Raw genomic sequence first — 15,248 nt, 5'->3', positions numbered from 1 at the left:
AAAAAATAAAACTCGCCAATGACAAAAAAATTAATTTATCAGAAAAAATCACCTAGTTATTATTTTTCATAACACGACAAAGCCATTTAAAATAATCCTTCTACAAAAAAGAGTTATCAGGATAAAACCCTGACAACTCTAGCTATAAATTTAAACCTTGTAATTTTGTCCATTAAGAATCTTTGCAAAAAGCTTCTACTTCCACCCTTCTATTTTTTCGACTTCCTTTAGAATAACCAGGAAGAGGTTGAGTACTTCCATGATGCATCATCTTAATCCTATCTGCATCAATTCCCTTTGTAACTAGGGTATTTCGAACCGTCAAAACTCGTTTTCTAGATAGTTCCATATTCTTCTCAGCGATTCCGTGAACATCCGTATGCCCATGTAAAATAATGGTAGATTCTGGATAATAATTCATGTAGTCAACAATAATCTGAATGGTAGACATGGCTTCAACCCTTCCTGCATAGTTAGCGCTGTTATCACCAAAGTATACATTTTTTAAAATAACTCTTGTATTGCAGCCCATGTCTTTTGCGGAGGTTAATTGTTTAGGGATATAATTAACGGGTTCTGCTGCTTTAAGCATTTTAACTGCCTCTTTCTCTTGTTCAGTCTTACTATTAGTAGCGTTTGTTAAGCTCAAATTCTTAGGTTCTGCAATTGTTTCTTTTTTTCGAATTACATTAACCCCAAAATTACTTAGCATATTATAAAACCGATCCACATTTCCAGTCATTTGGCTAACCGTTCCTAACATTGGACTTTTATCATCTTTGATCAAAATATCATTGCAGAGCGCAATACCTCCTCCTTCAAAATTGATTGCACGAATATTGCCAGGAAGCTTGCTAAAATGGGCTTCACCTGAAACAATTTCGCCGTACTTTGCAACAAATTGAGATTCATCATTAGCAGCTATTATTTCGGATTTGAGTTCTCCATTAATTTTTATATTCTGCAACGTTGCATACTTCGTAAATGCTGTCGTATTTCTAGCACTTGTATACAACCTCCAAGCAGAAGGTGTTAATGATCCAGAAAATCGAAGCGACTCTTCTTCTCTACTAGCAACATATCGAAAATGCAAGATCATTTCATCAGCAGTATATTCGATTTTTGCTAGAATAAAGTTTTTGTTTTGATTTCGGTATTTTGGCACATAATCTATATGGCTTTCCATATTAGAAGGTGCACTATGTAAGGTTTGGCAATAACTGAGGATTAAAATAAAACAATACAATAAGGGTAAATTTGATTTCATAGTGATTCATTTTTTCAATAGTTCGTTACCATAGAAGATGATAAAAACTACAATAACAGACTATGTTTAACAATGGGAATAATAAATTACAACTCAGTAGTTTTGATGCCTAGGTTTAAAATTTGGCTAAAGTTCCTGTATTTAGAATGGAGATTAGAGCTTTTGCAAAATTCAATTCACTTATTTTTTTATCATATACAGTTAAAAAACGATATAATACTTTTTTTTAAAACAATTGTTCGACCCAAGCAAACTACCTGACTATCAATATATTACTTTTTTCAAAAAATCCCTTATTTCCAAGCACTTTTTTAAGTACCTAATCTATCCAATAAAAAGCCCTCTTCTAGTAAAAAACTAGAAGAGGGCTATAAAGAATATGCGGTATACAATGATTATTTTTTCTTTCCAGCGACTATTTTCTCAGCCATTTTCAAAGCGTTATAAGCATTCACAACACCACTTGTGTTACACAATTCTTTGAATTCAACTTGCTTAGCGCCATGAGAACCAGGTAGATTAACATGATCTGTAACCTTAACCGTTGATTCTACCAAACACTTTCTCAATTCTTTCATTGTCAACTCTGGGTAATAAGACCATACCAAAGCAGCAACACCAGCAGTTACAGGAGAAGCCATACTAGTTCCACTCAATGCTTCATATTTAGAACCAGGTACTGTAGCATAAATGTCAACACCAGGAGCAAACAAATCTACATTGTCTTTGCCATAGTTAGAGAATACAGCAGGAGCATCAGCACCACCTTTCCAAGAAAGAGCACCAACTTCTAACCAGTTTTTATAAACCTTATTTTTCTTATCCTTCATATATTTATTAGGATAGTTGCTCTCAACATCTGTATTCAAAGCACTATTACCAGCAGCATGTACCAATAATACACCTTTTCTTTCTGCGTATTTTACAGCTTTATCAACGATTTTTTTGTCAAAAGCGAAACCTTTTCCAAAACTCATGTTGATGATTTTAGCTCCATTATCAACGGCATAAATGATACCATTAGCAACATCTTTGTCACGCTCATCTCCATCAGGCACTACACGTACAGCCATTAGACGTACATTATCAGCAACTCCTTTGTTTCCTAGGTCATTGGTACGAACAGCACCAACGATTCCAGCAACATGCGTTCCGTGAGTTGCATCAGGACCAGTAATGTCATTATTGCCATAGAACTTTTCATTTGATTTCATGTAGTTATCTCCTACAATATCTCTAGGATCAAATTCCTCACTGTATCCATGCTCCAATCCGCCACCATAATATTCCAAGGCACCTTCCAATTGTTTAACAATCTCTTTACCGTTAATGGTGTCTTGTTCTGTTTTTCCTTGAACAGCCAATTGAGGAACAAATACAGCCTCAAACAATTGCTTAGCCATGGTGATTTTTTCACCTTTCGCCTCAATAGCTTTTACATTTTCAGCCGTCATTGGCTTAGAACCTAGCGCATCCAACAAAGCAGTAACCACACCGTGAATAGCCTGTGTTTCTTGCATGTTTTTTTGCATGCCAGTTACCTTTGCATCGTACTCTTCTCTAATCTTCTTATACTGCTCTTCTTCTTTTTTATTGCGCTTTTTATTTTTTAGATAAACATATAAACGAGTTAACTCATAGCTATCTTTTCCTACATGCTTTCCATCTTTGCCACCAATAAAGTTCCAGCCATAAATATCATCAATGTATCCATTTTTATCATCATCAATGCCATTACCAGCAATTTCACCCTTATTGATCCACATTACATCTTTTAGATCCTCATGCTCCTCATCAATCCCTGAATCAATAATAGCCACAACAACTGTTGAAGATTGTTTATCTTTCAATAGTTCTTTATAAGCCTTTTCTGTGCTAACACCTTGTACTTTATCAGTACCCATATCCAAGTTATACCAATTCTCAGGAGCTTGGTCTTGGGCGTTTACAAAAAGAGAATGAGCAACTAAGCAAACAGGAAATATAATATTTCTTAATTTCATACTGTTGTTAAATTGTTGAATAATAATTATTATTGTTAAGTAATGTTTTTGCCACATCTAATTCAGTTAATCTACAACTGAAATGCTTTTGACAAAGTAAAGATTATCTTACTTACGACATCCCTAAATTCAATAGCAATGCCGAATTTATCAAAAAAAATGATTTAACAAGATTTTAAACCCAAGGTCAATATTTTGTTAAAATCAAACGCTACCATCTAATTAAGGCACTTGCCCAAGTAAATCCACTACCAAAAGCAGCTAAACAAACTAGGTCGCCATCTTTTACTAGCCCTTTTTCCCAAGCTTCTGTCAAAGCGATTGGAATAGAAGCCGCTGTGGTATTTCCATATTTTTGGATATTGTTATATACCTTTTCATCTGGCAATTGCAGTGTTTTCTGAACAAATTGCGCTATTCTCAAATTGGCTTGATGAGGCACCAACAAATCTATATCACTAACAGATAAGCCCGTTGCTTGAAGTGCTTCTCCAATTACCTCAGGAAAACGTCGCACAGCATTCTTAAAGACAAACTGCCCGTCCATATTAGGGTAATGGTCGCCATCCTCTACCATTTTTGGTGTAATCATTAAAGAAGCATAAGGATCATCTTTTGGAAAGACATCTGTTTCGCCTGTAAATACTCCTGCATGTGACCCTGGGTTTTTAAATGCTAGTTTTTCTGCATAACGCCCATCAGCATGCAAATGAGTAGTTAAAACGCCTTTGCCTTCTTCGGTAGTAGGTTGCAAAACTGCTGCTCCTGCTCCATCTCCAAAAATAACGGTTACATCACGCCCTCTAGTACTGAAATCAATTCCCGCAGAATGTACTTCTGAACCAATTAACAAAATGTTCTTATAGGTTCCTGTTCGAATATATTGATCTGCCACTGACAAGCCATAAACAAAACCTGAACACTGATTGCGAACGTCCAAACAACCACAATGCCCTAATCCCAATTCACGTTGCACCAAAACACCTCCACCTGGAAAATAATAGTCTGGGCTTAAAGTTGCAAAAATAACAAAATCAATGTCCTCTGGCTTAACACCTGCTCGCTCCATTGCTATTCTAGCAGCAGCAGCCCCCATTGTTGAAGGCGTATCTTCAAAACGAGTGATGTAACGACGCTCTTCGATTCCTGTTCTAGCACGAATCCACTCATCACTAGTGTCCATGACTTTTGTTAAATCATCATTGGTAACAATATTTTTAGGTACAAAAAAACCTAAGCCCTCTATTTTAGTTCTGATCTGTGTCATCTATAGCTTTTTTAGTTATTGAAAGTGCCGTAAAAATAAGTTTTTTTTTCAAAAAATAAAGTAGAAAGTAGATTCTAGCCCGCTAAACTAAAAATAAAAATGACACCATAATTTAACATAAACTTTAAATAGGTCATTTTTTCTTGCCCTTATGTGTAGCCAATATAAATATTATTATTATTAAATTGTTTAACAAATATCTATTTTTTCCAATAAAAACGAATGCTTTTTCGACCGACAACATCAATTCTTCGATTGGTGCAAGATAATATAATCGCCTAATAAATAGATTATTGACTTTTATTCATCAAATAAAATGCTCTTTTCATTAAGTAATTTGCTCTTTTCAAGATAAAAAAATACCGATTCATTATTTGCTATTGCTCCAATACAATCAATCCCTTATTTTTGAGTTGTGAATTTCTAAATCTTAAACCATTTTTTATGAAAAACAACTTACTATTAATTTGCCTATTCTGGGCAGGATTAGCTAATGCCCAAATTCCATTTACCAAACAAGCGGTCTCCCATGCTACAGGGGCAGCAAGCTCACAAGCCATCGACTTGGATGGTGATGGCGATCTCGATATTGTTACGGCAGAAGCTAGTGGTCGTAGAATCTCTTGGGCACAAAATGATGGTTCCGAAAATTTCACCAAAATCATCATCAGCAATACAGGAGAAGTGGATCGCCCCGAATCTGTTTTTGTTGTTGATTTGGATGGAGACAACGATCTAGATGTGCTAGTTGCTTCCTTTATGAATGATCGAGTCCTTTGGTATGAGAACGATGGTTCTGAAAATTTTACGATGAATTTAATTTCGACCAATGCGGATGGTGCCGAAGATGTCAGAGCCATAGACCTAGACCAAGATGGAGACCTAGATGTACTATCTGCTTCTAGACTGGACAATAAATTGGCTTGGTATGAAAATGATGGCAATCAAAACTTCTCTCCCCACACCATCACTACCAATATCAATTGGGCGGTAGATTTAGACATTGAAGACATAGACAATGATGGTGACCTAGATGTTGTTGGCTCCTCAGAAACTAATGGAACCATTAATTGGTATGAGAACAACGGCAGTCAACAATTTACAGAACACGCTGTAGCTACTTTGGGTGGAGGTGCGTTTACAATTAATGCGGTAGACTTAGACAACGACTTAGACATAGATTTTTTAGCTCCAAGTGTTTATGGAGATTCTCTTGTTTGGTATGAAAATGATGGCCTTCAGAATTTTACCGTACATACCATTAGTTATGCGATGGATGGACCAACTTGCTTAATTGCAGCGGACATGGATGGCGATTCAGATTTGGATCTTGTGGCTTCTTCTTTAGGAGATGACAGAATTGCATGGTTTGAAAATGATGGCAACCAAAATTTTAACATGCATACTGTTTATACCCAAGCGGATGGCGCATGGAATGTTATCGCCGTCGATTTAAACCAAGACAATAGAATGGATATTGTTTCCAGCTCTAGATCTGGGCATTTTGTAGATTGGTTTGAAAATACGCTTGGAGTTGATGTTAAAAAATTAGCAAGTTCTGAACCCGTCACTGTTTATCCTAATCCTGCCAACAAGCAATTAACAATAGCGTTAGAAGAAGTTGAAGAGGTGCTTGTTTTTAATACATTGGGAGTTCTGGTTCTCCAAACAACAGCGACTACCTTTTCTGTTCAAACATTGAACAAGGGCAATTATTTTATGCAGATAAAAACTCCAAAAGGAACTTATTTAAGCCAATTTACCAAGAAATAATAACCTAGTTATTTTACTCATAATGTTGAGCGTGAATTTTTTCAAATTCACGCTCTTTTTATTTTAGGACAAAGGCCATTCTTTAGAACTTCGATAAACCACTCCTTTAAAAACGGCAACGGTTACTTTTTCCTGATTGGTAATTATAATTCTATACACCCCAATCTTGTGACTCAAACTCTCCTCGCAAGCTGTTGCTGTTAATTCGTCTCCTGTCTTAACAGATTGTGTATGCGAAATAGAAGTTTCTACAGAAACACTCTGGCGACCGTGTGCATTCGCCGCAAAAGCCAAAGCACTATCTGCCAAAGAATAGGTAATTCCACCATGCGCTATGCCAAAGCCATTTGTCATTTCTTTTCGAACGACCATTTTCAAGACCGCCTGACCAGCATCCAAGGCAACAATATCAATGCCTAACCATTGGCTAAAAGCATCTTGATTGTACATTTGTTCCTCTGCTATTTTGTGTGCCTTTTCTTTTGAGTCCATCCTAATTTTCTTTAGCTAATTTTCTCAACATAGGGCTACAACGATAACGATCTTCGTGATACTCGTTATAAAGTGCATCCAATCGATCTACACAGTTCTGATAACCAATTTCCTTTGCCCATTCTAACAACCCTTTGGGGTAGTTAACGCCTTTGGTCATTGCCAGATCAATATCCTGAGCAGATGCTACATTCCAAAACAACGCATCAGCAGCCTCGTTAATTAACATTACAACCACTCGATCAACAATTTTTTGACCAAGTGCTTGATCCTCTGTTGGTGCTGGATTAGTAGCTCCCTCAGCATAATTATAATATCCTCGTCCTGATTTTCTACCATAATATCCAGCTTCAGAAAGACGCTTTTGCGTAAAAGCAGGTTTGTATCTTGGATCGTAATAAAATGCGGTAAATACCGTTTCGGTCACCACATAATTAACATCATTCCCAATATAGTCCATCAAGGTGAATGGTCCCATTCTAAAGCCTGCCAATTCTGTCATCGCCCAATCAATGGTTGCCACATCAGCAATCCCCTCTTCTAGTATCCGCAACGACTCGCCATAAAAAGGACGAGCTACACGATTAACAATAAAACCAGGGGTATCTTTTGCCAATACTGTAACTTTTTTCCAACTATCAATCAAAGCTCTTGACTGTTCCAATACACTTTCACTAGTTTGGATAGCAGGAATAATTTCGACCAACTTCATCAAAGGTGCTGGATTAAAGAAATGAATTCCAATCACTCGCTCTGGCTTTTGGCAAGCCGCTGCAATAGAAGCAACAGAAAGAGAAGAAGTATTGGTTGCCAAAATACATTGACTGCTAACCACATCCTCCATTTTTTGGAACACCGATTTTTTAATGTCCAAGTTTTCAATAATTGCCTCAATAACAATATCACAATCGTTAAATTCATTAATCATAGAAGTAGTCTGAATTCGACCAACCAATCCATCTGCATCAGATTGGCTAATTCTCCCCTTTTCTACTAGTCTCAATAAAATTTTCGTTAATCGTTGGATAGATTGCTCCATTGCTGCAGCATTATTATCGCACAAAACTACTTCATGACCAAAGGTTGCAGCAATCTGCGCAATTCCAATCCCCATAGATCCTGCACCAAGTACTCCTACTTTCATTTTATCTATTTTTGTTTTATCGTATAATACTCCGTGAATTATTAATGTACTTTGCTCATAAGAGCATTTTTTGCTTTCTTATAAGCCACATTATTTGTTGTTCGACCTGCTCGGATTTTTCACGGAGCAATGATCTTATTTACTTTCCTTTAAACTCAGGTTTTCTTTTTTCTAAAAAGGCATTAACCCCTTCTTGATAATCATAACTTTCGCTGACCTCAATCTGATAACTCCCTTCCATGTCTAACTGTGCATTCAAATCATTTGTCAGCCCTGCATTGATAAGCTCTTTGGTCATTCCCAATGCTTTGGTCGGCATTTTTGCTAATTTATTTGCCAATTTAGTCACAGTAGATTCAAAATCTGCCTCTTCTACACATTGATAAATCAACCCCATATCAACAGCTTCTTGAGCAGTGATTTTATTGCTCAACATCATCATTGCTGTAGCTCGTTGTAACCCTACCAAACGGGGCAAAAAGAAGGTTCCTCCGCTGTCTGGCACCAAGCCAATCTTACTAAATGCCTGTGTAAAACTGGCCGTACTTTTAGCAATTGTCATATCGCAAGCAAAGGCAATATTAGCTCCTGCTCCCGCAGCAACACCGTTAATCGCAGCAACTATAGGCTTTTTGAGGGTGCGAATAAGTTTAACAATTGGGTTGTAATGCTCGTTAAGAATCATTTCAAAACTCACCCCATTATCTTCTGTCGCCTCTTTCAAATCTTGACCTGCACAAAAAGCTCTACCCGCTCCAGTCAACACAATTGCACGAATCTCTTCTTCCTTAGCACAATTTTTTAGTGCTTCAATTAAGGCAAATGCCATTTCACGATTAAAACTATTAAAAGCCTTGGGTCTATTGAGCGTTAATACTGCAACGCCATTTTCTTTCTTAACTAGAATGGTTTCTGACATTTTACGTTTTCTTCTTTCCTTTAATTAAATAGTTTTTTGAATCTCAGTACAGGGCAAACCAAAACCGATCTTCCGATTTTAGATGCTAAACCCTTACTTTATTTAATTCCAATTGTTTTGTTCTATTCTATGCTTAGATAAGCTAGTGACATTTAAAATAATCGAACGGCTCTTTGCAATCGGAACATTGATATAAGGCTTTGCAAGCCGTTGATCCAAATTGACTGAGCATTTCGGTATTTCTAGAGCCACATCGAGGGCATTCTATTTTTTTTGCTGCTCCAAATAAAACGCTCTTATCAATCACAGCTCCCTCAGGAGGAGCAATTCCGTATTCTTTTAGTTTTTTCTTTCCTGATTCAGACATCCATTCGGTTGTCCACGCAGGCGACAAGACTGTTGACACAACAACATTATCATATCCATGATCTTGTAATACTGCACGAATTTCTACCTCTATCATATCCATCGCTGGACAGCCTGAATAGGTAGGTGTAATAACAACTTCTAGTTGTTCTTCTGTTGTTTTTACTGCTCTAATTATTCCCATATCAACTACCGTCAACACAGGAATTTCAGGATCACTTACTTTCTCCAATAGATCCCAAATTTTTTTATTGTTTTTATCTGCCATTTTATACAATAGTTTAGACAAAAATACACTAAAATTATAGCAATCAAAGTTTGCATCTATCAATTTTTAGAATTATACTTCTTCCTAAACATTTATACATTAAATCTAACCACTGAATACCATGAAAGAAAATGAAGATTGGATCTTGGACGATAGCCGTTCGGGTTCCGAAATTACGCCTAAAATTATAGCCGATTTAAAGGTTACCTCAGGTTGGCTGCGCTACCTTGGCATAATGGGTTTTGTGCTCGCTGGGCTAGGAATTATAATTACGTTTATCACCCTATTTAATCTCTTTAGTGCAAATGGAACGGGGTACCGATATTCTGGCGTTTATTTTGGTACGTTGTTTATGAGTCTGCTGTTTATGTCCTTTGCTATTTATATGAGTGTCCTGATTTTTCAATACGGTAGCAGTTTAAAATCATTTATTAACACAGGCAAAAACTACTCTTTAGAAGAAGCGTTTGAAAAGCAAAAAGTTTACTGGACAGTTGCAGGAATTGCCACCACCGTAATCATTGGATTTTACTTTATTCTAGTTCTGCTTGCTGCTTTAGGAGGATAGGTCTTTGGGTTCTCTGCCCGATGATTTTTGTAAAAATTAAAAGTTTTAGTAGAAAGTTATAGGTTGTAAGTCGTATGCTTAGTTCCTGTAAATACAGGACATACGACTTACAACCTATAACTTATAACAAAAGTAGTAATAAGCAGGCAAGGTAATTTACGATTTCACACCATTTACTTAGCTGAACTGCTACTCCGTTGTCGTGATAGAGTTGTCAAAGGACCAATTAAAATAGGGGCAGCTTTGCTCTTAGAGATTAAATAGTCTTTACGCTAACTAATTGGAAGGAGGAGCTGGATCTAGTTCTTCCCCTTCTTCAAATGCTTCTTGCAAGGGAAATTCTTCATCAGGCACCATAAATTCTTCTACCGCTTCCCGATCCTCTTTAAGTTCATAGGTGTAGGCATACTTTTCATAGGTTTCGACCGCAATAAGACCTCCTATGGTTAAAGTAATAAAAAAAGCAAAGACAAAAAATAACCGCCAATCGTTTAGGCTTTTCCGAGCTACTTTTTCAAAAGCCAAAGGGCTTTCTTCTCCTCTAAATTCTTTGATAGCAGAGGCATACCTAAAATGGGTGTAAGCAAGTCCTCCCGCAGTCACACCAGCAATAGATATGCCTGAGAAGGCTAGAGGTATTAATCCAGGCATATAATACCTTTCTTTTAAGAGGATTTTAAAAGCAACCAAAGCCACCAACGTTCCTCCTATCAATAAAATAAGTCCTGTAATGTACAGCCAGTATTCCAGTCCTTTTAACTCTTTATTGACTGCTGCTAGTTCCTTGTTATTAATATCGCTATCGTCTAGCAAATCTTCCAAGTGCTCCATAAGTATTAAAAGGTTGTTTTTATCGTTTCTATAATCGCTTCTTTGGAAGACAATTCTAAATTAAGTTGCTCTCTTTCCTGATCTCCTATTTTAATTTCCTTTAGTTGAAAATATAACTCATTTTCCTTAAATGCTGTTGCCATTAAATAAGCTTTTTCTCCAATAGGAAAAGGCGTTCTTGCTAAATTATACCCTTCTGTAAAAGAATAATAGCCTTTTTTGTCCTGTTTGGATGGATAAGCACTAAAAATAGCATTTCGATCAGGAAATATAATTCTTACCTTAATAAAAGAATAGTCAAAATCATCGAGTACTTCAACCTCTAATTTTTTTTGCACAGGGGCACCTGTCCTCATATATTGATTAATATTCCCCCACCTAAATCGAGTATCTAAAAGAGCTGGAATGCGATACAATACAGTTGATTTTTGACGAATTGAATCTAACCAATATTTTTCCCTAAGGGCATTTTGTTTAGCAAACATTTCTTTATATTCTTCATCACTCCATGCACGATGTTCGGAAGAATCAATTCCTCTTGTTCTTGCAGTCTCATCAATATAATAATAGATTGCACTCAATTCTTCGTCTGTCAAATCTTCAAAAGGAACCATAGCAGAGGCATCCCAATCTACCATTGCTCTTGCTCTAAGGCTCTTTCCCAAAGCTGTTGCTTCTGAATTCCTAGTAAAAGCAAATAGTTCTTCCATCGTATTCCAGCGTTTGGTTACCCAAACTAAAGCTGGTCCTGTCATATCAGAAACTAAATCCATGTTATGACAAGAAGCACAATTCATAAATAACAAGGTATGCCCCAACAATAAGCGATCATTGTTCGATTTTAAATTGAGTTGCTCTGATGAAATCCACTTTAGTGCAGGATAATCTTCTTGACTTGCATAAAAAAACTGCGCCTTTTCTTTAGAATTGGTCACTGGAAGCATCAACATAATCTTTTTTTTAGGATCAATCTTTAACTGCTTACCATTTCCCTTTATTTCTAAACGAAACATTCCACTACTTTCTAAAAAACGCCCATCTTCTGAATGTGTAGTCAGCCCTCCCAGCACCATATTTTCTAACTCAAAAGCTTCTATTAATTCTATCTTAACCTCCCCTTTGTATGGCTTGTTGTCTGCATCCAAAAAAGCATTTGCAGGAAGGTGAAAAATGATTCCTCCTTTACTCGTTAAAATGGTATCTCGATTCGCAGGGAATTCAAGAGTAGCAACAGGAAGGTTGGCTAGGGATAATATATCGGGCATTTTTTGAGACTGTTCTGGAGTGCAAGCGAACAATAAATACACGATTAAAACATAAAAAACAAGCATGGATTTATTCAAAAACATAATAAATAAATTATCATTTAACCATAACCTATATCTCTGCAATTAGGCTTTGACTTAACAAAGTACATAACGAATGCCATAAAATTGCTGTTTACCCCAAAAAACACTCTAGAAGTTACAAAAAAATTGATCCACTTTACTTATAAAAACCTCATTTTAACGCCCTAAGAAAAGCAATGTAACAAGCCGTCAAATTTTGGTATCAACTGTGAAAGTCTATTTGGGATCACCTTTGTTTATTTGCGCCATATTTACAATATCAATTATTCAAACATTTTTATTACTAACCTAAATTTGATAATCACAATGAAAAAATTAATCTTATTAATCACATCACTACTAGTATTAAGCACTCTTCAAACCAACGCACAATGCTGGGTTGACAAAAAAGAAGGATACGACTTTGTTACCGTTGGTAAAACTCGAGAAAACGGTGGAGGAATTGAAACCACTTGGATTGATAAAAAAGAAGGATACGACTTTGTTACCGTTGGTAAAGTGCGAGAAAATGGTGGGGGAATTGAAACCACTTGGATTGATAAAAAAGAAGGATACGACTTTGTTACCGTTGGTAAATTACGAGAAAATGGCGGTGGAATTGAAACCATTTGGATTGATAAAAAAGAAGGATACGATTTTGTTACCGTTGGTAAAGCACGAGAAAATGGTGGAGGAATTGAAACCATCTGGATTGATAAAAAAGAAGGGTACGACTTTGTTACCGTTGGTAAATTACGCCCAAATAGCAGTAAAGATAATTGCAACACCAAAGAAGCTATTGCTGCTGCTGCTTTGTTACTATTGTTAGATTAGATTTTATCAATTGCTAAACAACTATTATAATGAAACAGATTTTATTCATCTTATTCTTTATGCCTTTTGCAAGCGTATCTGTTGTAGCACAATCGAATATTAAGAACCTTGCTAATAAAGCAGCACTTGACATCGCCATTCAAAATAATGAGAAAGTAGTTGTTTTTTTTGCAGCAGAATGGTGTGATTACTGCAAAGACTTCTTACCCAAAGTAGAAGAGCTTACTCTAATACATCAAGAGGTAATATTTTTTAAGATCAATTATGATGAAAATATCGATTTTTTTGAAAAAGAAGGCATTAAAGCTACGCCTACAACCGTACTTTACAAAAACGGTTCAAAAGTAGATCAGATGGTGATCATTGAGACCCCACCATTAAAAGAAAAACTTGACCATTTTTAGTTTTTTTTACAACAAAAACAGAACAAATAACAAACTACTCCTCCCATGTAACTGAAAATTATATATATAACCTAGATTTTAAATTACAATGAAAAATTTAATTTTATTAACAACATCACTACTATTATTAAACATTCTTCAAACTAACGCACAATGTTGGGTTGAAAAAAAAGAAGGGAGATATGATTATGTAACCGTTGGACAGGCACGTTCCAATGGCAGTGATAGTAAAACTACTTGGATTGAAAAAAAAGAAGGGAGATATGATTATGTAACCGTTGGACAAGCACGTTCCAATGGTAGTGACAGTAAAACAGTTTGGATTGAAAAAAAAGAAGGAAGATATGATTATGTAACCGTTGGGCAAGTCCGAGACAATGGTGGTAGTAGTGAAACTATTTGGATCGAAAAAAAAGAAGGGAGATATGATTATGTAACCATTGGTCAGGCACGCACCTATGGCAGTGATAGTAAAACTGTTTGGATTGAAAAAAAAGAAGGGAGATATGATTATGTAACCGTTGGACAAATACGCCCAAATAGCAGTAAAGATGATTGCAATACCAAAGAAGCTATTGCTGCTGCTGCTTTGTTACTATTGTTAGATTAGAAAAATAGAGCCCCCCTTATACATTCCCCAAACAGTTTTCAGTAGCCTCTACAATTAGGGGCTACTGTTTTTTTTAATACCGAGAATGGCTTCCTGGGTCCTCTCTAGGAGGTTCATCAATCATAATTATATTCTTAAACAATTTAATTTGATTCAAATCTCCCAAAACGACAAGCGTCATTCCTTTTCTTATAATGACATCAGGCTTGGGGTTTACATTATAATTTCCATCCAACAAACGAACCCCAATGATATTAACGCCAGTATGCGAACGCAAACTTAAATCAAGAATCGATTTATCCCGATATTCTCTTTTCATTTCGTGATAATGCACCTCCTTAAAATGAATGGAAACATCCCCCATGTTGGAAATAATGCTAAAAAACTCTACTACATTAGGCTGATGAATCAAGGTAGCCATATAAAACCCACCAATAACTTCCGTCAAAACCACATGATTTGCCCCAGCTCTCATTAATTTTTTTTCTGCTGCTCGATCGGTTGCCCTTGTGATGATTCTAAGTTTTGGATTGAGTTGTCTAGCTGTCAAAACCGTATAGACATTAAATGCATTTTCACTATAGGTAACAACCACTGCTTTTGCCCTGTGAATTCCTGCATCAATTAACATTTCATCCGAAGTAGCATCGCCTTCCATAAAAAAATATTTCAGCGTTCGTAGATCCTCAAAGTTTTTTGATTCGGGCTCTATGACCACAAAAGGTAGGTTATTTTTGGTCAGTTCTTCGCAAATTTGACGCCCGTGGCGACCAAAGCCACAAACAATCGTATGATCCTCCAATTTGTGTATTTTTTGATACATTTTGTAATCTTTTAGAAAGGAACGCAATTCGCCTTCAATAATAAAATTAGAAATAATAGAAATGGCATAAGCAAATACTCCTAGGTTAAAAATAATCAAGAAAGAAGTAAAAATCTGCCCATTAGGAGACAGTGGCTTCACTTCTCCATAACCAACCGTTGACAATGTGATAATCGTCATATAAAAGGCTTCACTAAAGGTATAATCGTCTATGGTCATAAACCCCACAATGCCAATGACTGTTGTTGTACACAATAAAATAAAGGCCAATAAAATATTTCGAATATATTTATTGATGCGCTCAAATCGCTTTAGGTGGACGGTATGTCTAGTATAGCCTGTTGGTAACAT

15 protein-coding genes are annotated in these 15,248 nt (G+C 36.2%); 5 read left to right on the top strand and 10 right to left on the bottom strand.

Features of this window, described 5'->3' with window-relative positions; all coding sequences use genetic code 11:
• Positions 1–172: 172 nt before the first annotated feature.
• The 3 genes from AsAng_RS08285 to AsAng_RS08275 all read right to left on the bottom strand — a co-directional run bounded on the left by AsAng_RS08285 (position 173) and on the right by AsAng_RS08275 (position 4,537).
• A complete protein-coding gene (locus AsAng_RS08285; protein WP_264792300.1) occupies positions 173–1,267 on the bottom strand; it encodes an OmpA family protein in 1,095 nt (364 codons plus the stop codon).
• A gap of 395 nt (positions 1,268–1,662) precedes the next feature.
• Complete coding sequence (locus AsAng_RS08280; RefSeq protein ID WP_264792299.1) at positions 1,663–3,270, bottom strand: S8 family peptidase; 1,608 nt, start codon at positions 3,268–3,270, stop codon at positions 1,663–1,665.
• A 211-nt stretch (positions 3,271–3,481) separates the two neighbouring features.
• Positions 3,482–4,537 carry a 3-oxoacyl-ACP synthase III family protein gene (locus AsAng_RS08275; protein WP_264792298.1) on the bottom strand — a complete coding sequence of 352 codons (1,056 nt, stop codon included), beginning with the start codon at positions 4,535–4,537 and terminating at the stop codon, positions 3,482–3,484.
• 444 nt (positions 4,538–4,981) lie between these two features.
• Between AsAng_RS08275 and AsAng_RS08270 the strand changes: the two genes are divergently transcribed.
• Positions 4,982–6,310, top strand: a complete 1,329-nt coding sequence (locus tag AsAng_RS08270; RefSeq protein ID WP_264792297.1) for a T9SS type A sorting domain-containing protein — start codon at positions 4,982–4,984, stop codon at positions 6,308–6,310.
• A gap of 63 nt (positions 6,311–6,373) precedes the next feature.
• On the opposite strand, the gene AsAng_RS08265 is transcribed toward AsAng_RS08270, so the two are convergent.
• From AsAng_RS08265 to paaD, 4 genes are all read right to left on the bottom strand, one after another.
• A complete protein-coding gene (locus AsAng_RS08265; RefSeq protein WP_264792296.1) occupies positions 6,374–6,802 on the bottom strand; it encodes a hotdog fold thioesterase in 429 nt (142 codons plus the stop codon).
• A 1-nt stretch (position 6,803) separates the two neighbouring features.
• On the bottom strand, positions 6,804–7,946 hold the full coding sequence (locus AsAng_RS08260) for a 3-hydroxyacyl-CoA dehydrogenase NAD-binding domain-containing protein (RefSeq protein WP_264792295.1): 1,143 nt from the start codon (positions 7,944–7,946) through the stop codon (positions 6,804–6,806).
• Positions 7,947–8,085: 139 nt separating this feature from the next.
• Positions 8,086–8,865 carry an enoyl-CoA hydratase-related protein gene (locus AsAng_RS08255; protein WP_264792294.1) on the bottom strand — a complete coding sequence of 260 codons (780 nt, stop codon included), beginning with the start codon at positions 8,863–8,865 and terminating at the stop codon, positions 8,086–8,088.
• 142 nt (positions 8,866–9,007) lie between these two features.
• On the bottom strand, positions 9,008–9,499 hold the full coding sequence (paaD, locus tag AsAng_RS08250) for a 1,2-phenylacetyl-CoA epoxidase subunit PaaD (RefSeq protein WP_264792293.1): 492 nt from the start codon (positions 9,497–9,499) through the stop codon (positions 9,008–9,010).
• Between the two features lie 121 nt (positions 9,500–9,620).
• Here paaD and AsAng_RS08245 point away from each other — a divergent pair, with 121 nt between their 5' ends.
• Positions 9,621–10,067, top strand: coding sequence for a hypothetical protein (locus AsAng_RS08245; protein ID WP_264792292.1), 447 nt, complete (start codon positions 9,621–9,623; stop codon positions 10,065–10,067).
• Between the two features lie 276 nt (positions 10,068–10,343).
• On the opposite strand, the gene AsAng_RS08240 is transcribed toward AsAng_RS08245, so the two are convergent.
• A complete protein-coding gene (locus AsAng_RS08240) occupies positions 10,344–10,898 on the bottom strand; it encodes a hypothetical protein (RefSeq protein ID WP_264792291.1) in 555 nt (184 codons plus the stop codon).
• Positions 10,899–10,903: 5 nt separating this feature from the next.
• Entirely contained in the window at positions 10,904–12,163 is a 1,260-nt protein-coding gene (locus AsAng_RS08235; RefSeq protein ID WP_264792290.1) for a c-type cytochrome, read from the bottom strand.
• A gap of 390 nt (positions 12,164–12,553) precedes the next feature.
• Here AsAng_RS08235 and AsAng_RS08230 point away from each other — a divergent pair, with 390 nt between their 5' ends.
• The 3 genes from AsAng_RS08230 to AsAng_RS08220 all read left to right on the top strand — a co-directional run bounded on the left by AsAng_RS08230 (position 12,554) and on the right by AsAng_RS08220 (position 14,074).
• Complete coding sequence (locus AsAng_RS08230; protein ID WP_264792289.1) at positions 12,554–13,060, top strand: hypothetical protein; 507 nt, start codon at positions 12,554–12,556, stop codon at positions 13,058–13,060.
• A 29-nt stretch (positions 13,061–13,089) separates the two neighbouring features.
• A complete protein-coding gene (locus tag AsAng_RS08225) occupies positions 13,090–13,464 on the top strand; it encodes a thioredoxin family protein (protein ID WP_264792288.1) in 375 nt (124 codons plus the stop codon).
• Positions 13,465–13,552: 88 nt separating this feature from the next.
• A complete protein-coding gene (locus AsAng_RS08220) occupies positions 13,553–14,074 on the top strand; it encodes a hypothetical protein (RefSeq protein ID WP_264792287.1) in 522 nt (173 codons plus the stop codon).
• 73 nt (positions 14,075–14,147) lie between these two features.
• On the opposite strand, the gene AsAng_RS08215 is transcribed toward AsAng_RS08220, so the two are convergent.
• Positions 14,148–15,248, bottom strand: coding sequence for a potassium channel family protein (locus AsAng_RS08215; RefSeq protein WP_264792286.1), 1,101 nt, complete (start codon positions 15,246–15,248; stop codon positions 14,148–14,150).

Origin of the sequence: Aureispira anguillae (assembly GCF_026000115.1) — a bacterium.
Lineage (GTDB): Bacteria > Bacteroidota > Bacteroidia > Chitinophagales > Saprospiraceae > Aureispira > Aureispira anguillae.
The sequence above is the reverse complement of the archived record's forward strand: the minus strand, read 5'-3'. Positions and strand labels throughout refer to the sequence as shown.